Genomic DNA, 20,059 nt, shown 5'->3' on the forward strand with positions numbered 1-20,059 from the left:
TTAAAGTAATTACTTTGTTGATTATTATCTGGAAAAATATCTTGAAATAAACTACTATTTTGTATCAGTAACAAATTAACACGAACAACTATAACCTATTAAGTTTAAAATCCTTGACCCAAAACAAATCAGATTTTAAAAACTTAAGTCTAATCACATAATTATCACCATTATCCGACTGTTCTTTATATATCTTAGCCGGCAAGCTATGCTCAGTTTAATCCGGCACAAGTGGATCAGTTTGTTCTAAAATTAATAGTATATCCGAATTTTGCAAATTATAGAGCAATAGCGTTATGATTAATGTGTTTAAAACATCGGTATTTACAGAGAAGGATATTGAGCTGTTAAATTCATCCTCCAAATAATGAAGTTCATCATAAAACAGGGAGACTTATCCATGAGTTTTGAAGAGAAATTTTACTTTTGAATAATGGCTCAAAAAAAGATAAATATTAAAAGACTACTTATCTTTTTCTTCTCATCACTGGTCTATGCTCTGTGCCAAATGCTTTTTAGCATTATTGTGATGAAAGAAGATTTATGGAAGAACTTTCACTTACAGCTTTCAGTGCATTATGTCGTCATACTTGCCATGTGTATGGCAGACTGCGGATTACTATTACTTCTAAATAAGCATTTACCATATTCCAAAAATATCTTTTTACGTATTATGGCAGACATTATAGGGATCATAGCTATTTGCCTGATATTATTATGGATATTTAATTTTTTAATATATAATGTGTTCCTTGTTCCCGAGGAAGGATTGCCTCCTTTCATTGTCAAATTTGCATTTGCAATGACAACCAATGTTCCCATATTGTTGGTTTTCGAGTTAATCCATTACTTCCAGTCCGAACAAAAGGCCATAGCCGATTCTGAAAAAGCCAAACGTAAGGTACTGTTGTTTCAACACGAAACATTGCGGTCACAGATTAATCCACATTTCCTATTTAATTCATTGAATGTATTGTCCTCACTGATCTACATCAACCAAGAAAGTGCCAATAAATTTACAAAAGCCCTATCGAAGACCTACCGATATGTGCTTTCCCTTAGCCAGCAGCCAATGGTTTCTGTAGCAGATGAACTGGATGCCCTGGATTCATATATCTTCCTGATGCGGACAAGATTTGAAAACTCTTTTACTTTCACAGTGGCTAAAACAACTAGCTACGAACAGAACAAGATCATTCCCCTTACCCTGCAATTACTTATAGAGAATGCATTCAAGCACAACATCGCGATCGAAGAATCATTGTTGAATATAAAAATCACCATTGATAGCGATTATGTCACGGTTGAGAACAACATCCAGCCATCTAGCAGTGTAGATAAAGGCGGAATCGGGTTGAAATATATTGCCAAGCAATATAAAGTATATGCTAAAGAGGTCCTTATAGTGCATACAGACGATTTGTTTATCGTTAAAATCCCCTATATCCAACCATGAAGTACCTGATAGTTGAAGATGAACGGTTTGCATACGAAGAAGTAAAACGTATGATAACGAAATTACGTCCTGAATATTTGTTGGAGAAACAAACAAAAACAGTGGTAGATACCATCGAATTTTTGAAAGTTTCTGACGTAGATTTAATTCTTATGGACATACGTCTTGCAGACGGTAACTGTTTCGAGATATTCAATCACATAAAGGTGACCACACCGGTAATCTTTACAACTGCTTATGATGAGCATGCGATTAAAGCGTTTAAATTAAACAGTATTGATTATCTGCTAAAACCATTTAATGAGAATGAGCTGGAAGTGGCATTAATTAAATTCGAGAAACTCTTCCAAAAGCATTCTTACAGAGCTGATTCCGAAAACTTTGAACAATTACTCTTGACTAAAACCAAAAACCGTTTCCTTATATCAAAAGGAGAAAACTACCATTACATTGAGACGGTGGACATTGCTCATTTTTATAGTGAAGATGGGGTTGTATTTCTACATACTTTTCAAAACAAACGGTATATTATTAATTACACCTTGGATCGGTTGGAACAGCAACTTGATAAACGTTTGTTTTTTCGTGTATCCCGTAATTGCATCGGGAATGTAAAGGCCATTGAAAATGTAGCGAAGCATTTCAATAGCCGGTTGAAACTTTCCTTTGTTCCCGAATGCCCACATGAAGTTTTAGTAAGTCGAGTACGTGTCCCCGACTTCCTTAAATGGATGGACGGTATTGTAGAATAATTAGGTCTTCGCAAGTTTTTCCATTTATTACTCCCATAATTTCTCTTCTTTGATATCGGGCTTAAAAAATCCGTTCCTCTAATTCTGTATTTCATTTATCCAATTCTAAAGCCTATAGGCTAGTGCTTTCTGTTCTGCTCTATCCATCATTCTTTTGTCCAAAATATATATAACAAAAGCAAATCAATTTAAAATCATGAAGCTAAAATCAGTATTCTTTGTAACGTTGGTAACGTTGCTATGCATGAAAGGAAAAGCGCAGGAAATATCATTCAAAACGGAGTACATTGGAAACTCAGGCTATTATTATTTGCCTCCCGGTGAAGGCCCAAAAGAAAGAATCGGCAATGCCGAAGGTTATGCTATAGTTTATCAGGGGGCGTTAAATATGCCATTATCCGTAAAAACGGATAAAAACAACCGTCCAATTGTTTGGGGTGTTGGAGCTGGCGGGACATATGTTTCGTTAGATAATAAACATTTCACGGACGATATGGTCTCCGAAATAATGAATCTTCAAATAGGGCTTTACCACCTTCGGCCTTTGAGCGAGAAGTGGTCAATGAGGGCAAGCTTGGGCGTGGGTATATTTACTCCTTCAACCGATTTTTCCAAAATCAGTTTCAAAAATGTGCTCGGAAGCGGAGGCGTTGTTTTTATCCGTCACTTGACCCCAAATTTAGATATTGGTGGAGGTTTAGCTATAAATAGTACCTTAGGCTACCCAATGGTATTTCCAGCCTTCTATTTTAATTGGAAAAATGAAAGGAAATTTGATATAAACGTTGAGTTGATCGAAGGTTTGGATGCTTCAGTAGGGTATGATTTTAATGATAGGTTCAAACTGTCGTATGCATTTCAAATAAATGGCCAAGTAGCCTTGTTGGAGAAGGACGGTGAAGATAAGATATTCTCCCACCAATACATCGTTACAGGATTTCGTCCCGAAATAAAGTTTGGTAAAAGCGGGTTGTCTATGACAGGTATGGCCGGGTTAAACCTATACCGTCCTGCGTCATATACGGATAGAACTCTCAAAGGAATTTTTGCTTCTGATAATGATTATTATTTTGCTGTTTCCCCGTATGTATCTTTGGGATTAAAGATGAAGTTTTAAGTCCTGAAAAATGAAACAAGCTCTACAAACCTTGGTATATATGAGTCTCTATGGTATTGTTTATGTCCTGAGTTTGACACCTATGGCATTTCTTTATGCCGTGGCTTCTCTTGCGTTTTTTATAGTGTATTACATTATCGGATACAGGAAACCAATAGTAATCCAGAACATGGCACGTTCGTTTCCCGATAAACGATATGGCGAAATCTATGGTATTATAAAAAAATTCTACGTATGCTTTACCAACTATTTTGCTGAAATCATAAAAAACATCTCTGCTCCGGTCGAAGTGCTTGACAAAAAGATCATCTTTGAGAACCTGGAACTCATAGACAGGCATATGTCCGCCCGTCGAAATGTTATCGCATGCCTGGGACATTGTGGTAACTGGGAAATGCTAAATTTTATGCCAAATAAGCTTAATCACGAAGTTTATGCTGTATATAAACCTTTACGGTCAGAAGTAATGAACAGGCTGATGATTAAAATCCGGTCTCGTTTCGGTTTAAAATTGATCCCTGATAAAATGGTAATGCGGCATATCCTGACCCAAAAATCATCGCCCGCCCTTTATCTTTTTCTAGCTGACCAATGTCCCAGTACAAGAGAAGACAAGTACAAATTCGAATTTCTAAACCAGCAAACCTATATCTTTTCAAGTATGGAAAAACTGGCACATACAAGTGGGGCGGCAGTCATCTACCTACACATAACACAACTATCGAAAGGAAATTACAGGATATCGTGTATCCCACTATGTTCAGAGGCAGTATCTACAAATGAAAGGGAGATAACCCAAAAGTATGTCAATTTACTTGAAGAAAATATAAAAGGAGAACCATACGGTTGGTTATGGACACATAAACGATGGAAAAGATAAATTCATTAATGAAAACAAACAAAATACATAGTGTATTAATAGGATTTTTTTACTTAAATAATCTTCCGCACAAGTAAATCCGAGCCTTACCTTCTGTCAAACCCTTGATATTTTGTTGCTGTACTAGCTATTGTTTTTAAGCAGTGGATGGGGAGGCTATCGCGGCAGATTTAAAGGCAGGAAGGGAAAAATCCGGTGGCAAGCTCTGGGAGCACAGTATAAAAGAAAGACATAAAAACCATAAAACCAACAACGATGAATAAAACAGCCTCTTTAGAAATATTGGTCTTTGCCACTAATATTTTTTCTACCGATCAAATGAATATTATATTGGAAAAACTTTTAACGCACCCAGGAGTCAAACAAGCCAATTTCGACCTGGAAGATGTTGACAAGGTTTTAAGGGTGGTATCTTGTGGGATTTCCGAAAGCGAAGTTGAAAAGATATTGCAACACCAATATGTATATTGCAAAGCATTGACATAACAGCAAATGGATACCGAGAGATTAAGATTTTTCCTTCAAAATGGAAGAGTTTCACTTTTTCAACTATTGAATGCAAAATTAAAGACACTATACATTATTTGGGCTTTCGTATTTTTAGTAATACCGCTCTCTCCGTTTAATTCCTGTAGTTCCACCGCTGATGTTCCAGTACCATCGTAGGGCTGCTGCTATGCCTAAATTGCTGCAAATGATAACAAAATTGAGTATAACTATAGGGCCTTGTAGTACCTTGGCAATATTCTTCCCATATAAGTTGGCGGTTTACACCTACCCGTTTAAGTTCCTTGTTATAGTAATCAAGGCGCTGTTTTAAGTATTCATAACGATCATCTTTATAAGAAGGATTTCCAGACCAGAGTTTAGCTTCCAAGGCAGGATCTTCTTCATGTAAAAGTTCAGCAATAGAGAGTTCGCCCTGGGTTACTTTTTTGATATAGCTCTTTACTGTATTCTTGCTAATGGATAATTCTCGGGCAATGGTCTTAATGCCTTTGCCCTGTATATGCATACGGAGTATTTGTTTTACTTGACTCATTCGTTTTGGTTTTCCTGTCATTACATATCTTTTGGTGGTTCCCACCAAAAAAACCAAAATCAAATAAAACAATCACTAGAGGGGTCAATATACCCGGAATTTTAATCATTTCCCCAATAAAGGGGTCAACATGCTCCGGAATATGATATCACCTTGATGACTGTGTTTTTTTATAGAGGGGTCAGCATCCGCCGTAATGACAGTGCATTAAAGAGCTTCCGGTAGAGGGGTCAACATGCTCCGCGTATCCATTTAATTGCCAATTATAATCTTTTTAAAATTTTTCCTGAAAAACTAACGATAATATCTGGAAAAGTTTGAACCACTAAAATTAATGAAGAAATAGCTATAATACTATTGATTAACAGTAACTTAAAAATAAAAAAAAAGAGGACAAATCGAAAAATATCAATTTGTCCTCGATGGTGACGCAAGAAATACAAATTTCTGAAAATTTTATTAAAGATTTAGAACTTTTGGCAGCTGTAGAAAATGAAGATAATTTTATATCTAAATAGAATAGTAATTCTACAATGAGATTGAAATTAAAAATTAACAATATTATATCTTTTCTCATTGTCTAGTCTTTTGTTGCAAGTCCAGTGGCGAGCGGAATAAAACAAAAGACAGGGGATTTTTGCCTTTTCCGGCAACAATCTGGGTTTTGTTTTATGGGGATTATTTAATGTTCCAAAGGTTCCCTGCTTGTGTGACGGACCCGTAATATCGTTATTTGAGTCTTTTCCACTTGGTAGGTTACCTGTAACTGTATTTTTCAAAAGCCCTAAAGCTTCCGTCGTTTTTTTTCTTGAACCTATCCGGACTATAGATTTCTGGTTTATCGGATAGCTCCCTTGATGCCTTGAGTATTTCGTTTTTAACTTTTGATGCTGCCTTTGGTGACTTCTCCCTTAAATCCTCCAAGGATTCCTTTAACTGAAGGGAACCGTTTTTACTCCAGATGACTTTGGGTTTCACCATTCTTTTGCCATTTTTTCCATTTCTTCCTGGGTATAGAATTCCCCGCGGTTTATCTGTGCTATGGATTCGTCGATTTCTTTATTGTACTGCTCAATACTGATGCGTTCCGGGATCTCTTCTTCTTGGTAGGTTTTTGCCATTGCGTCAACCAAACGTAAAAATTTACCGTCTGCCTTGTTTTTTATATATTCTAAAACACTTTGTCTTAAATCTAAAGTTGCCATAATTATTCCTCTTTTCTTATTGTAAAGATACAATTTATGTTCCATAGTTTTTTCTTCTTGGGAAGATTATTTGTATTGGCAGAAAGTCGATAAGAAAATAGTAAAACGAATTAACGAACTAATTAAAAGTTGTATGCGAATACCTTTTGAAGGTATCGGAAAACCCGAAGCTTTAAAAGGAGATTTACAAGGTTGTGACCTCCTCCCAAAAAATTAAAAACATAAGAAGAACTCAAAAAATTGATCATTTGAAGAGTTTACTAAAAATAGCTAATGATAAAATGAGAAAGGCTCGAGAGCTGTTATTGACTGATACCATTGACGCCAATGACTTTAGAGTGATAAAATCTGAATGTGCAGATGAAATCTTTAAAATAGAGAGTGAACTTTCTGTTTTTCAAGAAGATAACATCAACCTCAGTAGTCTTTTGGAAAAAGCTTATAATTGTCTTTCAATGTTAGATATACTCTATTTAAAAAGTGATATTATTGTTAAAAGAAAGTTAATTTCGTCTCTTTTCCCTCAAAAATTGACAATTATTTCTGGAAAAATTCGAACACCTAAAATCAACGAAGCTTTAGCTCTAACTACCATGATTAACAAGCACTTACAAGAACATAAAAAAGGGGAAAAATCAAATAAAATTGACTTTTCCCCTATGGTGAACGATATGGTACAGAATTCGAACCAATTAATAGAAGATTTAAAGCTTTTAGCTGATATAGTGGCTGCTTAAAGAAATTCAAATCCCTCATTTTCCATGGTTAAACAGGTCGTTTTGGAGTAATTGCATCTTTATTGCCCCTTTATTGCCCCATTGGCTTTTAATCATTAAGTTTTCACCTTAATACTGTACATGTAGTACCTATCTCTTGAATTCTGGGTGACTATCCTACAAGTTGTATCTTAGTACTGGTTTTATAAATGTACGGATTGTCATAAAGAACGTTTTTCTCAAGAAATTGAAAACTAACCACTTAGAGTTAGCACGAAAAGTATTATAAAAATAGTATTAATTAGGAGTTTCTTATATCTGTAAACCATTGGAGTATTTCTTTTCTAAAAGCTTCCGGACCTATTTCCAATCGTCTTGCATAACGTTGATTTGCATTTTGTCCTGCAAGATAACGTAGCTGATCTTTATTATCGGTAGCTGCTTCGTAGATAATCTCTGCAATTTCTTCCGGAGTAGAAGGCGAACTAAAGCCTCCCATTGTTTTTTCTATGGTTTCGTTATATATCGGATGAGAGCCTAAATCCAATGAACTGCCGGAAAAGTTTGTATTGGTTCCACTTGGTGAAACAGTTTTAACCCCGATGTTGAACATCGATAGTTCAATGGACAGGCTTTCGCTCCAACCTTCCAATGCCCATTTTGTGGCGTGGTACACACTCCCGAAAGGATATGCCATAAGTCCAGCTATCGAGGTTACGGTAATAAACGAGCCCTTCTGCTTTTCCCTAAAATAAGGGATAAACGCTTGGGTAACCTGCATTGTCCCAATTAGGTTCGTGTTTACCTGTTGCGTAATTTGCTCATTGCTCAATGCTTCCATTGCGCCAAATAATCCATATCCCGCATTGTTAAGCACTACGTCTATATCGTGTAACGAAGTGGCTTTTTTAACCGTAGATAGTATTTGTTCAGCATCAGTAATGTCCAGAGGTAAAATTGTTATGTTTTCAAGTTGGGTGAGTTCCGTCTCTTTTTCGGGGCTTCGCATCGTGGCAATAACATTCCAGCCTTTTGCCCGAAAAAATTTAGCACTTGCTTTTCCTATACCCGATGAAGCGCCTGTTATAAAAATTGTTTTCATTTTTATTTAATTTTTAATTCATTAATTCTACAAAGTTAAGGCGTGAAAGTATACATTTGATACTTGTATACTAGAGGATACCTAAAATGAAAGAAAAGGATAAACAACGGTTTAAAGAAAAAGTAAAGGCGATACAGGACACGATGTTTGTACTGGGGGGAAAATGGAAACTACCGATTATCCTCTCTATTCACGACGGGAACAAAAGGTTTAACGAAATTTCCAATTCCATTCCCAAAATAACCAATCGGGTATTGTCCAAAGAGCTAAAGCATTTGGAAGAAAATTTATTGATTACCAGGGCTGTAATTGATGAATATCCCGTTCGAATCGAATATCACGTAACTGACTATTGTTTTAGTATTGGGAAAGTTGTAAACCCGATGGAAAAATGGGGGAAAAATCATATAGAAAAAATCAAAGCAAAATGAACTTTCAAACTCATCGAAAGAGCTAAGGAACGCTTTTCCACTACCCAGCTTTCCGTTAGTGAAATTGCTTTTGAATTGGGGTTTGAACATTCCCAATCATTTAGCAAATTATTTAAATCAAAAACCAATCAAACCCCACAGGAATTCCGTACAAGTTTTAATTAATATGTTTTATTCAAGAGTGCTAATTTTAATTTTGTCTCAGCTTGGTTCGAATCCATTTAGCCTAACTCTCTAAAAAAATCTAATTGTTTATTTAAGAAATATTATTAATGATTTTTTAAAGTAAAAATTAAGGATTTCTCAATAAAATCGATAATTAAGTAAAAAAGGGACACTAAATTAGTATCCCTTTTTGTGACCCCGGCAGGATTCAAACCTGCAACCCTCAGAGCCGAAATCTGATGCGCTATTCAGTTGCGCCACGGGGCCATACTCCTGCTTATGCCGGAATTTTTACTTTATATATTTAACTCAATTTAGCCTTAACAATTGTAGAAATGGTTTTTCCATCTGCTCTTCCAGCCAGTTCTTTCGATGTCATCCCCATTACTTTTCCCATATCCTTCATCCCTTCTGCACCTATCTTGGAGATAATTCCAGAAACCACTTCTGTAATTTCCTCTTCACTCAATTGTTCGGGCAAAAATTTCTCTATAATAGCAGCTTGTGCCAGTTCGGGTTCTGCCAAATCTGCCCGCCCCTGCTCTTTGTATATAGCTGCACTATCTTTTCTTTGTTTTACAAGTTTTTGCAAAAGCTTTACCTCTTCTTCTTCGCTTAGGCCATCTTTGGACGCTGCGTTTGTCTTTGCCAATAAAAGTTCAGACTTAACCGCCCTAAGGGCTTCCAGTGCCTTTGAATCCTTGGCCTTCATGGCAGTTTTCATTTCGGTCATCACTTTATCTTGTAAACTCATGGTCTTATTGTTTTATAAAACTTTTTTCGCAGTGCGAAGATAAAAAAATAACCCGAAAACTTCTTAAAAAGATTTCGGGTTTTATGGCTATTATCAATTTTCCCTAATCTACATTATCATGCAAAAAGGAGTTATTACTTCTTAGCTGAATTTCTTCATTGCTATCTGAGCCTACACTCGTTCTTGAAGATTGATTTTCTTCTTGTTGACTTTCAAGGTCTATCCCCATCCTCTTGTATGCGGGCTGCTTTTCTATTTCTTCTATTTTTGATGCATTATTATGAAATTTATAGTTGAAATCTTTTAGCTTGCGCCTGCGTTCTTCGGCCCTGCTCCTTAAACTGTCTTCAATGGAACTGTTCATGGGGTCTATTTCGTCTGAAGATTGGTTTTGGGACGGCTTTTCTTCGACTACCTTTTTTTCAAAATCCAGTTCTTTTTCAACTTTTTCGGCCTTTTTATCTTTTGGCCTTGCATTGTTTAGCTGATCTTCCATTTCCATATAATCATCCAAGCTGTAACGCTTCGTACCATCATGCGAAACTTCGGTAACCGGCACTATTTCTACATGGTCGTTCACCTCATAATCACTTACATCTTCAGAAAGGTCGAATGTAATTACGTTTTCCTCCTCTTCGCGGTCTTCTTCCTGCAAGGGCATGTCAAAAGAAAGCATTGTCTGCTTTTTGGCCTCTGGTTTTAATATTTCCGGGTCCACAACATCTATGTCCTTAATTTTGGCAGTGGTATCTATTATAATAAAATCATCGTCGTTTTCCAATGTCACTTCATCATAAATAACATTGATGTTTTTTATAATTTCTGAAGTTGGAATCAATTCCATTTGTTGGTCTTCAACTATCTTTTCTTCTGAATCGTCCACCAAAACATGCTTCACTACCTTTTTTTCTTCGGACTTTTCTTCATCAATAGATGATGATGCTGTAAATTTCTTTTGTGAAGCCTTTGGGGTAAGGTCGTGAACCGCTTTTTGTTCGTCTTCCAGTGTGTGGATAATCTTTTTGGCTTCTGTATTTACAATCTCATGTTGTTGCTCAGGGTTAAATCCCGTTGCAATTACGGTTACGGCTATAGAATCGCCCAAACCTTCGTCTTCACCAACACCCATGATAATATTGGCATTGTGGCCGGCTTCGTTTTGAATATGATCGTTGATTTCTCCAATTTCATCTAGGGTAATTTCTTCGGCACCTGAAACTATAAGTAGCAGTACGTTTTGTGCGCCGGTAATCTTGTTGTCGTTCAATAATGGAGAATCCAATGCTTTCATAATGGCTTCGGGCGCTCGGTTTGCACCGGTTGCCGTTGCAGACCCCATAATGGCGGTTCCGCTGTTAGAAAGCACCGTCTTGGCATCTCTTAAGTCAATGTTTTGCGTGTAGTGGTGCGTAATAACTTCTGCAATCCCCCTTGCCGCGGTTGCCAATACTTCGTCCGCTTTGGAAAAGCCTGCTTTAAAACCAAGGTTTCCATATACTTCGCGAAGTTTGTTGTTATTAATCATAATAAGAGAATCGACATGGGAACGCAATTTTTCCACGCCGCGTTGTGCCTGTTCGTTACGCATTTTCCCTTCAAACTGAAAAGGAATGGTTACAATTCCAACCGTTAGGATATCCATATCCTTGGCCAGCTTGGCTATTACCGGTGCCGCTCCGGTGCCTGTTCCGCCACCCATACCGGCAGTGATAAAAACCATTTTGGTGTTGGTGTCCAGCATGGACTGCAATTCTTCCAAGCTTTCTATGGCCGCTTTTTCGCCTACCTCGGGATTTGCCCCCGCACCGAGGCCTTCTGTTAAAGATACCCCCAGTTGTACTTTATTTGGCACTCCAGTGTTTTGCAATGCCTGCGAATCTGTATTACAAACTACAAAATCCACGCCGTTTATGCCTTGTTGAAACATGTAATTAATTGCATTACTACCTCCGCCGCCAACGCCAATAACCTTAATTACATTGCTTTGATTTTTTGGTAAGTCGAATGAGATGTTCCCTAAATCTGTGTTGCTACTCATAATAATTTTTTTTACCCTATTTTTTCCTATTACTACTTACTAATATTTTTTAAACGCTTGCTTCTAGTGTTGGTTGACTATTCTGCATTGTCTAAAAAATCTTTTAATTTCTCTGACCATTTTTCAAGAAAGGATTTCCTTTCTCTTTTTGACTCAGTTGATTGGGGCTCTGTTTGATTATAATCGTTTGGTTGTTCTTCTTGTTTGGTTTCTTGTGCTTCTTTTTTCGATTGGTTTCCAGGCTGTCTTGGCGCATTCTTTTGTTGTTGCTGAATGGCATTCATTACCAAACCGACTGCCGTGGCATATACCGGGCTGGCTATTTCTGTATCCGAATCGCCTGCCAAGTGCTCGTTTGGATAGCCAATTCTGGTATCCATGCCCGTTATGTATTCCACCAATTGCTTTAGGTGCTTTAACTGGCTTCCGCCGCCCGTTAATACAATTCCGGCAATCAGCTTTTTCTTTTGATCTTCGTGACCGTAATTTTTAATTTCCATGTATACCTGCTCAATAATCTCCACAACGCGTGCATGGATAATTTTAGAGAGGTTTTTTAATGTAATTTCCTTTGGTTCCCTTCCCCTTAAACCGGGTATGGAGACTATTTCGTTGTCTTTGTTTTCGCCGGGCCATGCCGATCCAAACTTAATTTTTAACAATTCGGCCTGTTTCTCGATAATGGAACAGCCTTCTTTTATATCTTCGGTAACTACATTCCCACCAAAAGGGATTACCGCGGTATGACGGATAATTCCGTCTTTAAAAATGGCAAGGTCGGTGGTGCCGCCCCCGATATCGATTAACGCAACGCCAGCTTCTTTTTCTTCCTGGCTCAACACAGCATTGGCCGCCGCCAAAGGTTCGAGGGTAATACCGGCCAAATCGAGACCTGAGCTTTTTACGCACCTACCAATATTTCTAATGGATGATACCTGCCCCACGACCACATGGAAATTGGCCTCCAAACGGCCGCCATACATCCCGATGGGCTCTTTTATTTCGGCCTGGCCGTCTACTTTGTATTCTTGTGGCAATACATGGATGATTTCTTCCCCGGGAAGCATTACCAGCTTATACACTTGATTGCAAAGTTTGTCCAGATCGTCTTCGCTGATTACTTCTTCCGAATCGGGTCTGGTTATATAATCGCTGTGTTGCAAACTTCTTATATGCTGTCCGGCTATCCCTACCACGCAATCGTTTATTTTAAGGCCCGATGCGCTCTCGGACTCCTGTACTGCTTGTTGAATTGATTGAATTGTTTGGGTAATATTGTTTACCACGCCCCTGTGCACCCCCAAACTTTTGGACTTACCAATACCTAATATTTCAATCTTTCCATAATCGTTCTCTCGACCGATCATGGCCACTATTTTTGTGGTCCCTATGTCTAACCCTACTGCGTATTTAGTATTTTCCATAATCTATTTTTTGGTACACACTACCTGATTGTCAAAGCTTAGGTTTACAACCTTATATTTATCCAAGGTTTTATCGTGCAACCCTTTTTGATAAAAAGCCTTAAAATTATTAAACTTAGATTCCAGTTCTTCTATTTTATTCAGGTACAAGACAAAATCTTCGGTTCTCAATTTTAATTCGTAATGATCTTCTTTTTGCTGGATGCCAATTACGTTCATCTTTAAAAAATCATCATCATATATAAATTTGGCCAGTGTATATAACTCCGGCAATTTATTTTTTATACTATTCCCTGTTACTAAAGGTACCCTAGCTGAATAAACAGGCGATAACGGCATCGTTTTTCCTTTTACATCAATATAAAAAGGTTTACTAGCCGCCACTCTTGCAATTGGTGTACGCTGACGTATTTTTGCCCCAACTTCCCCAGTTATAGATACATAGACATCGGCCTCTTGAACCATTTTATTGGCGTTGAGGGATTTCTCCATAATATTCAAAGCTAATTTTTCTTTGGGTACGCCCGAAGCAGTGTCCCGATTTTGTATCAACAATTTATTAACTGTGTTCCTTGTGATAAAATGTGCATTATCGTTTAGGAACTCAATACGGGAATTGTTGCTCAACATACGGCTATTGTTTCTTTTGTTTGAAAAAGAATACATAAAAACCAATGCAAGGAGCACTATTACTAATTTTATAAAACTAACATACTTTTTCACTTAACGCTTTTTTTATGCTATTAACTTCTTGTCCGATATCGCCTGCACCGAGCGTTAAAAAGACTTGAGAACGGCTTGCTCTCAAAATCTCGGGAAGGTCTTGCTTTACAACTTTTTGTTTGTGGCCATGGTCTATCATGTCCAGCAACCAATTAGCTGTTATTCCTTCAATGGGTTCTTCTCTTGCAGGGTAAATGTCCAGTAAAATAATCTCATCAAAACGGGCTAAGCTCTTTGAAAAATCTAGGGCGAAATCTTTTGTTCTTGAAAACAAATGTGGTTGAAATACCACCGTAATCCTTTTGTTTGGGTGTGTACTCGTAACAGCTTCATACACGGCATCTATTTCTGTAGGATGATGCGCATAATCGTCTATATAAATTAAATCCTTTTCATTGATTTGGTATGAAAAGCGGCGTTTTATGCCTTTAAAACTGGCAAGCGCCCTGGCAAGGCGACTTAGGGGGGTGCCTAAAGTTGTCGCCATTGCCAATGCTGCCAATGCGTTTAACAAATTGTGTTTTCCTGGTTTGCTAAACATAACCCCATTTATGGTTTCTGTCGGGGTTACTAGGTCGAATAGGTAGGTTGAGTTTGTAATTGTTATATTTCTGATTGAAAAGTCCGAATTGTCTTCTATCCCAAAGGTAGTCCCCTGAATTGGCAATCCGTTTTTAACAAAAAGCTTTCCTTGTGGCTTTACTTTTTTAGAAAATTCAATGAATGTTTTTTTCATTTCGTTTTCATTTCCATATATGTCCAAGTGGTCGGCATCTATGGAAGTAATACAAGCTACCATTGGCGAAAGGTGCAAAAAGGACCTGTCGAATTCATCGGCTTCCACAACGGTATACTCGTTGCCTTCAATTAAAAAATTACTGTTGAAATTTTCTGAAACCCCACCCAAAAAGGCTGTAATGGGCGTTCCCGTTTCTTTTAAAATATGGGCCAATATGGCACTTGTAGTGGTTTTTCCATGAGTTCCAGCCACGGCAAAGCAATACGTATCTTTTGTTATGATGCCCAGTACGGCAGCGCGTTTTTGTATTTCAAAGCCATTTGCCGAAAAATAAACATACTCCTGATGCATTTTGGGCACCGCAGGCGTATATACCACCAATGTTGCTTCTTTATCCTTGAAACCACGCGGAATTTTATCCACATCTTCTTCAAAATGAAGATCGATTCCCAAATCTGCAAGTCCGTCTGTAATTTCTGTTGAAACTTTATCGTAACCCGCTACATTTTTCCCAATGAACTTAAAATAACGTGCCAGACTAGACATGCCAATGCCGCCTATGCCCAAAAAGTAAACGTTATGTATTTTATTTAAGTCCATTTTATGCTTATGCAACTTTTTTTATTAATTTTTCTATTTCGTCAACAATATCGCTAGTGGCATTTGGCAACGCCATGGCTTTAATGTTGATGCCCAGCTCTTTTTGTTTTTCTTCTGAATTAAATACCGATAAAAATGTTTCTTCAAAAGTTGTGTCCAAGTCATTTTCCCTGATTAAAACAGCCGCATTGTTTTTTACAACTGCTGAAGCATTTTTAGTTTGATGGTCTTCTGCAACATTTGGCGATGGGATAAAAAACACAGGTTTCCCCACTATGGCCAATTCTGAAACAGAGATGGCCCCTGCACGGGAAATAATAATATCGGCAGCGGCATATGCCAGTTTCATATCGTTAATAAATGCGTGCACTTTTACGGTGTCGCCTTGGTGCTTTTTATATTCATCGAAGTACAACTTTCCGCATTGCCATATAAGTTGTACGTTATTTTCCTTAAAAAAGTTTAGCTCTTTTTCTATTAACTGGTTAATTCTCCTCGCTCCTAAACTTCCGCCCATGACAAACAGGGTTTTACGGTTCTTGGTCAATTGAAAAAATTTAAGACCTTCTTCTTTTTTATCATCAATCTTTAATAAATCTTGACGGACCGGGTTTCCGGTTTTTATTATTTTATCAGCAGGAAAAAAACGATCCAGGCCATTGTATGCCACAAATATCTTTTCTACATTTTTTGCCAACCACTTGTTTGTTATTCCAGGGAAAGAGTTTTGTTCCTGCAATACACATGGAATCCTTTTTCCCGAAGCAGCCTTTAATAATGGTCCGCTTGCATACCCGCCTGTTCCAACGGCAATATCGGGCTTAAACGATTTTACTATTTTTTTTGCTTTCCATATGCTGCTTATTAATTTAAACGGGAACATTAAATTTTTAAGCGTTAGCTTTCGCTGAATGCCTGAAATCCATAAACCTTTAATTTCGTAGCCTGCCTGCGGCACTTTTTCCATTTCCATCCTGTCTTGAGCACCTACAAACAGGAATAAAGCGTCCGGGTACCGTTGCTTTAGCTCGTTGGCTATGGCAATGGCTGGATATATATGGCCTCCTGTGCCTCCTCCTGATAATATGAATCTATAACTGCTCACTTAAAATATCTAATGGATTTTGATTATCGGCTTCTTCTTCAATTTGTTCCAAATCTTCTTGGCGTTTGGCGCTTACGCTTAAAATAATTCCTATGGAAAGGCACGTCATCCAGATAGAAGTACCGCCGCTACTTACAAGTGGTAATGTTTGCCCGGTAACCGGGAATAGTTCTACGGCAACCGCCATATTTATAAATGCCTGAAAGACTATGGGCAATCCGGCGGCAATGACCAAGAGTTTTCCAAAGGTGGATTCCGACTTATGTGCTACTATTACTATCCTGAAAAGGAGCAGCAAATAAATAAAAACCATTGTAAGTCCGCCTATTAAACCATATTCTTCAATAATAATGGCATATATAAAATCTGATGAGCTTTGGGGCAAGAAATTCTTCATTACACTTTTTCCGGCACCCACGCCTACAATTCCGCCGGTTGCAATGGCTATTTTTGCTCTTTCTATTTGATAATCGGCCTCGCTATCTCCTTCATCGGCAAAATTTTCAACCCTACTTATCCATGTGTCTACCCTATTTGGGAATAGCCCCGGAAAAGCTTTGGCCGTTAAAACAAACATGGTTAAGCCCAACAATCCGGCTCCTACAATTGCTGCTAAATATTTCCATGGATACCCCCCCAAAAAGCATAATACCAAAACCATTAAAAAGATAATGGCCGTGGTAGAAAAATTGGCAGGGAGAATCAATATCAAAACCAAGAACACTGGCAACCAAAGTGGCACTATGCTCTCTTTAAAGGTTATTTTTTCTTTTTTTATTTTTGCCAAATACCTTGCAACATGAATCAACAAGACAATAGAGGCCAATGTTGACGTTTGAAAAGTAATACCCACAAACGGTACCTGAATCCACCTACTTGCATTTGCCCCACCAATGGTTGTCCCCTGTGCCAAAGTATATATTAGAAGTAATATGGTTATTGGCATGGCTATAATAGACAATCCCTTAAAATATCGGTAGGGTATTTTGTGCACCCCATAAATTATGGCCACGCCCAATGCCAGCAATATACCATGCTTGAGCAAATAGCCAAAGGTGGTACCGCTGCCTACCACGTATACCAAATTGGTACTTGCGCTATACACAGGTAAAAAAGAAAACAATGCCAACAGTGCCACTACAGCCCATATTGCCTTATCACCTTTTATATTTTTAAATAATTCCTGCACGTATATTTAGTTTTTATAAATTTTTAACGGCTTGCTTAAACTGATCTCCTCGATCTTCGTAATTCTTAAACAAATCGAATGAAGCACATGCCGGAGACAACAGCACTGCATCGCCCCTCTCGGCTACTTCTTTACTAATTTTAACAGCATCCTGCATAGAAGTTGTCTCTACAATAAAGTCTACAACGCTCCCAAAAGTTTCAATAATCTTACCGTTGTCCAGCCCAAGGCAAACAATTGCCTTTACCTTTTCCCGCACCAATGGCATTAAAGACAGATAGTCATTTCCCTTGTCCTGTCCGCCGACAATCCAAACCGTTGGCGTATTCATACTATCCAAAGCATAGAACGTAGCATTTACATTGGTAGCTTTTGAATCGTTTATGTATTGCACGTTTTGAATTTTCAATACTTTTTCCAAGCGGTGCGAAGCGCCCTGAAAGTTTTCTAAACTTTCCCTGATGGTCGCTTTCCTTATTTTTACCAATTTCGCTACTGTTGAAGCTGCCATAGCGTTCTTCAAATTATGTTTTCCTTCTAGTACTAAAGTATCTGTAGACATTTCTATATGCTGTTTATCTATATTAATTATTATGCTTTCATCTTTTAAATACGCTCCATTTTCTACTGTTTTTTCAATGGAAAACGGCAATAACCTTGATTGTACGGGATGCTTATCCAGCCAATCCCGAACAACGGGATCATCGGCATCGTAAATAAGGTAATCGTCTTCGGTCTGGTTCATGGCGATCCTAAATTTGGATGCGATATAATTTTCGAACCTATAATCGTATCGATCTAAATGATCGGGTGTTATATTGGTAATTATTGCAATATGAGGCTTAAATGTTTCTATGCCATCCAACTGAAAACTACTGATTTCCAGTACATACATATCTTTATCATTTTTGGCTACCATTTGGGCAAAGCTATCACCTATATTTCCTGCCATTCCCACGTTTAGCCCCCCATTTTTAAGTATGTGGTGCGTAAGCATGGTGGTGGTGGTTTTACCATTGCTTCCGGTAATCCCAATAATTGTGGCTCTGGTGTAAAGCGATGCAAATTCAATTTCTGAAATCACTTTGATACCTTTTTTCAAAAGCTCGCTAACCAGAGGAGCTTTATCGGGTATTCCCGGACTCTTCATTACCAGATCTGCATTCAATATTTTTTCTTCTGAATGCTTTTCTTCTTCCCAATCAATTTTAGAATTTATAAGAACGTTTTTATATTTTTCCTTTATTCTTCCTTTATCAGAAACAAAAACATCAAAACCCTTTTGCTTTCCTAAAACGGCAGTCCCAACTCCGCTTTCTCCCCCGCCTAGCACAACCAGTCTTTGCATTACCTCAGTTTAAGTGTTACAATGGTAACGATTGCCAAAAGAATCCCGATAATCCAAAAACGGGTTACTATTTTACTTTCATGATATCCTTTCTTTTGATAATGATGATGCAAGGGCGACATTAAAAAAATACGTTTCCCTTCGCCAAATTTTTTCTTGGTATATTTAAAGTAGCTCACTTGCATTACCACCGATAAGTTTTCGGCTAAAAAGATTCCGCAGAGAATGGGTATAAGCCACTCCTTTCTAATGGCTATTGCAATAACAGCTATAATACCACCAATGGTCAAGCTTCCCGTATCTCCCATAAATATTTGGGCAGGGAATGCATTGTACCATAAAAAGCCTACCAGGCCACCCGCAAAAGCGGCAATAAATATGGTTATTTCCCCGGCACGTGGAATGTACATTATGTTTAAATAGTCTGAAAAAATGATGTTACCCGAAATCCATGCGAAAATTCCCAGCGTCAGCACTATAATTGCCGATGTACCAGCGGCAAGACCATCGATTCCATCGGTAAGGTTTGCCCCATTTGAAACAGCCGTAATAATAAAAATCACTATAGGGATAAAAATGAGCCATGCGTAGCTTTTATAGTTATCGCCCAACCAAGAAATCAGCATTGCGTAATCAAACTCATTGTTCTTTACAAACGGGATGGTGGTTTTGGTTGACTTTTCTTCTTCTCCGTATTCCTGCGTTACATCTCCATTTGATACCACCTCGATATTATTGGGGGCCTTTAATTCTTCTTTTACGGTTACTTCTGGATGAAAATATAGCGTTGCGCCAACTATAATCCCTATTCCTATTTGGCCAAGGATTTTAAACCTTCCTTTTAGCCCTTCTTTGTCTTTTTTGAAAATCTTAATATAGTCGTCTACAAAACCAATGGCCCCCATCCAAATAGTAGTTACCAACAATACGATTATGTAGATATTTTCCAGTTTTGCAAACAGCAATACGGGAATTATGGTAGCCAGGATAATAATAATACCTCCCATGGTCGGGGTTCCCGCTTTTTGTGACTGCCCTTCCAGACCTAATTCCCTTACACTTTCTCCTATTTGTTGTGCGCGTAAATAATTGATAATCCTTTTACCGTAAATGGTAGAAAACAATAATGATAAAATAACAGCAGCAGCAGCCCTGAAGGTGATAAACTGGTATAATCCCGCTCCAGGCAATTGATAGTTTTTCTCTAAAAATTCGAATAAATAGTATAACATATAAATTTTTGTTTGGCCCTATTCTAAAAGGAACCGCTGCG

The 20,059-nt window shown here is 37.8% G+C and carries 20 protein-coding genes, 1 tRNA gene and 2 pseudogenes; 9 read left to right on the plus strand and 14 right to left on the minus strand.

What is annotated here, in order from left to right:
- Window positions 1–673 precede the first annotated feature (673 nt).
- The 5 genes from UXI14_RS01835 to UXI14_RS01855 all read left to right on the plus strand — a co-directional run bounded on the left by UXI14_RS01835 (window position 674) and on the right by UXI14_RS01855 (window position 4,691).
- Window positions 674–1,456, plus strand: coding sequence for a histidine kinase (locus tag UXI14_RS01835; RefSeq protein ID WP_335964546.1), 783 nt, complete (start codon window positions 674–676; stop codon window positions 1,454–1,456).
- Window positions 1,453–2,208, plus strand: coding sequence for a LytTR family DNA-binding domain-containing protein (locus UXI14_RS01840; protein WP_335964547.1), 756 nt, complete (start codon window positions 1,453–1,455; stop codon window positions 2,206–2,208). The genes UXI14_RS01835 and UXI14_RS01840 overlap by 4 nt, the downstream gene beginning before the upstream one ends.
- A 244-nt stretch (window positions 2,209–2,452) precedes the next feature.
- Window positions 2,453–3,325 (plus strand): DUF6268 family outer membrane beta-barrel protein, encoded by an 873-nt coding sequence (locus tag UXI14_RS01845; protein ID WP_335964548.1) that lies wholly within the window; start codon window positions 2,453–2,455, stop codon window positions 3,323–3,325.
- 10 nt (window positions 3,326–3,335) lie between these two features.
- Window positions 3,336–4,205, plus strand: coding sequence for a lysophospholipid acyltransferase family protein (locus tag UXI14_RS01850; RefSeq protein WP_335964550.1), 870 nt, complete (start codon window positions 3,336–3,338; stop codon window positions 4,203–4,205).
- A 255-nt stretch (window positions 4,206–4,460) separates the two neighbouring features.
- The gene (locus UXI14_RS01855; protein WP_335964551.1) at window positions 4,461–4,691 is read left to right on the plus strand and encodes a hypothetical protein; all 231 of its coding nucleotides are present in this window, start codon (window positions 4,461–4,463) and stop codon (window positions 4,689–4,691) included.
- A 136-nt stretch (window positions 4,692–4,827) separates the two neighbouring features.
- Here the strand turns inward: UXI14_RS01855 and UXI14_RS01860 are convergent, their stop codons facing one another.
- The 3 genes from UXI14_RS01860 to UXI14_RS01870 form a co-directional block, all read right to left on the minus strand.
- Window positions 4,828–5,247 carry a LuxR C-terminal-related transcriptional regulator gene (locus tag UXI14_RS01860; RefSeq protein ID WP_335964553.1) on the minus strand — a complete coding sequence of 140 codons (420 nt, stop codon included), beginning with the start codon at window positions 5,245–5,247 and terminating at the stop codon, window positions 4,828–4,830.
- Between the two features lie 756 nt (window positions 5,248–6,003).
- Complete coding sequence (locus tag UXI14_RS01865) at window positions 6,004–6,228, minus strand: hypothetical protein (RefSeq protein WP_335964554.1); 225 nt, start codon at window positions 6,226–6,228, stop codon at window positions 6,004–6,006.
- Window positions 6,222–6,452 carry a hypothetical protein gene (locus UXI14_RS01870; RefSeq protein WP_335964555.1) on the minus strand — a complete coding sequence of 77 codons (231 nt, stop codon included), beginning with the start codon at window positions 6,450–6,452 and terminating at the stop codon, window positions 6,222–6,224. Before UXI14_RS01870 ends, UXI14_RS01865 begins: the two co-directional genes overlap by 7 nt.
- A 43-nt stretch (window positions 6,453–6,495) precedes the next feature.
- Between UXI14_RS01870 and UXI14_RS01875 the strand changes: the two are divergent.
- Window positions 6,496–6,642, plus strand: a pseudogene (locus UXI14_RS01875) (Txe/YoeB family addiction module toxin); the annotation flags it as partial.
- A gap of 58 nt (window positions 6,643–6,700) precedes the next feature.
- Window positions 6,701–7,189, plus strand: a complete 489-nt coding sequence (locus UXI14_RS01880; protein WP_335964556.1) for a hypothetical protein — start codon at window positions 6,701–6,703, stop codon at window positions 7,187–7,189.
- Window positions 7,190–7,469: 280 nt separating this feature from the next.
- On the opposite strand, the gene UXI14_RS01885 is transcribed toward UXI14_RS01880, so the two are convergent.
- On the minus strand, window positions 7,470–8,270 hold the full coding sequence (locus UXI14_RS01885) for an SDR family oxidoreductase (RefSeq protein WP_335964557.1): 801 nt from the start codon (window positions 8,268–8,270) through the stop codon (window positions 7,470–7,472).
- An 86-nt stretch (window positions 8,271–8,356) separates the two neighbouring features.
- On the opposite strand from UXI14_RS01885, the gene UXI14_RS01890 reads away from it, so the two are divergent.
- Window positions 8,357–8,701 carry a helix-turn-helix domain-containing protein gene (locus tag UXI14_RS01890; RefSeq protein WP_335964558.1) on the plus strand — a complete coding sequence of 115 codons (345 nt, stop codon included), beginning with the start codon at window positions 8,357–8,359 and terminating at the stop codon, window positions 8,699–8,701.
- A 6-nt stretch (window positions 8,702–8,707) separates the two neighbouring features.
- Window positions 8,708–8,866: pseudogene (locus UXI14_RS01895) on the plus strand (helix-turn-helix domain-containing protein); the annotation flags it as partial.
- 193 nt (window positions 8,867–9,059) lie between these two features.
- Here UXI14_RS01895 and UXI14_RS01900 read toward each other — a convergent pair.
- The 10 genes from UXI14_RS01900 to mraY form a co-directional block, all read right to left on the minus strand.
- Window positions 9,060–9,133, minus strand: a tRNA-Arg gene (locus UXI14_RS01900).
- Between the two features lie 37 nt (window positions 9,134–9,170).
- Window positions 9,171–9,620, minus strand: a complete 450-nt coding sequence (locus UXI14_RS01905; protein ID WP_335964559.1) for a GatB/YqeY domain-containing protein — start codon at window positions 9,618–9,620, stop codon at window positions 9,171–9,173.
- A 103-nt stretch (window positions 9,621–9,723) separates the two neighbouring features.
- Window positions 9,724–11,658, minus strand: coding sequence for a cell division protein FtsZ (gene ftsZ, locus UXI14_RS01910; RefSeq protein WP_335964560.1), 1,935 nt, complete (start codon window positions 11,656–11,658; stop codon window positions 9,724–9,726).
- Between the two features lie 77 nt (window positions 11,659–11,735).
- The gene (ftsA, locus tag UXI14_RS01915; RefSeq protein ID WP_335964561.1) at window positions 11,736–13,082 is read right to left on the minus strand and encodes a cell division protein FtsA; all 1,347 of its coding nucleotides are present in this window, start codon (window positions 13,080–13,082) and stop codon (window positions 11,736–11,738) included.
- A 3-nt stretch (window positions 13,083–13,085) separates the two neighbouring features.
- Window positions 13,086–13,805: a hypothetical protein gene (locus tag UXI14_RS01920; protein WP_335964562.1), complete on the minus strand. Its 720-nt coding sequence runs from the start codon at window positions 13,803–13,805 to the stop codon at window positions 13,086–13,088.
- Complete coding sequence (murC, locus tag UXI14_RS01925; protein WP_335964563.1) at window positions 13,789–15,144, minus strand: UDP-N-acetylmuramate--L-alanine ligase; 1,356 nt, start codon at window positions 15,142–15,144, stop codon at window positions 13,789–13,791. Before murC ends, UXI14_RS01920 begins: the two co-directional genes overlap by 17 nt.
- A gap of 7 nt (window positions 15,145–15,151) precedes the next feature.
- The gene (gene murG, locus UXI14_RS01930; protein WP_335964564.1) at window positions 15,152–16,249 is read right to left on the minus strand and encodes an undecaprenyldiphospho-muramoylpentapeptide beta-N-acetylglucosaminyltransferase; all 1,098 of its coding nucleotides are present in this window, start codon (window positions 16,247–16,249) and stop codon (window positions 15,152–15,154) included.
- On the minus strand, window positions 16,236–17,438 hold the full coding sequence (locus UXI14_RS01935; protein ID WP_335964565.1) for an FtsW/RodA/SpoVE family cell cycle protein: 1,203 nt from the start codon (window positions 17,436–17,438) through the stop codon (window positions 16,236–16,238). The genes murG and UXI14_RS01935 overlap by 14 nt, the downstream gene beginning before the upstream one ends.
- 13 nt (window positions 17,439–17,451) lie before the next feature.
- On the minus strand, window positions 17,452–18,786 hold the full coding sequence (gene murD, locus UXI14_RS01940) for a UDP-N-acetylmuramoyl-L-alanine--D-glutamate ligase (protein WP_335964566.1): 1,335 nt from the start codon (window positions 18,784–18,786) through the stop codon (window positions 17,452–17,454).
- Entirely contained in the window at window positions 18,786–20,018 is a 1,233-nt protein-coding gene (gene mraY / locus UXI14_RS01945; protein WP_277898278.1) for a phospho-N-acetylmuramoyl-pentapeptide-transferase, read from the minus strand. The genes murD and mraY overlap by 1 nt, the downstream gene beginning before the upstream one ends.
- Between the last annotated feature and the right edge of the window lie 41 nt (window positions 20,019–20,059).

The sequence above is a fragment of the Galbibacter sp. PAP.153 genome (genome assembly GCF_037029175.1).
GTDB classification, from domain to species: Bacteria; Bacteroidota; Bacteroidia; order Flavobacteriales; family Flavobacteriaceae; genus Galbibacter; species Galbibacter pacificus.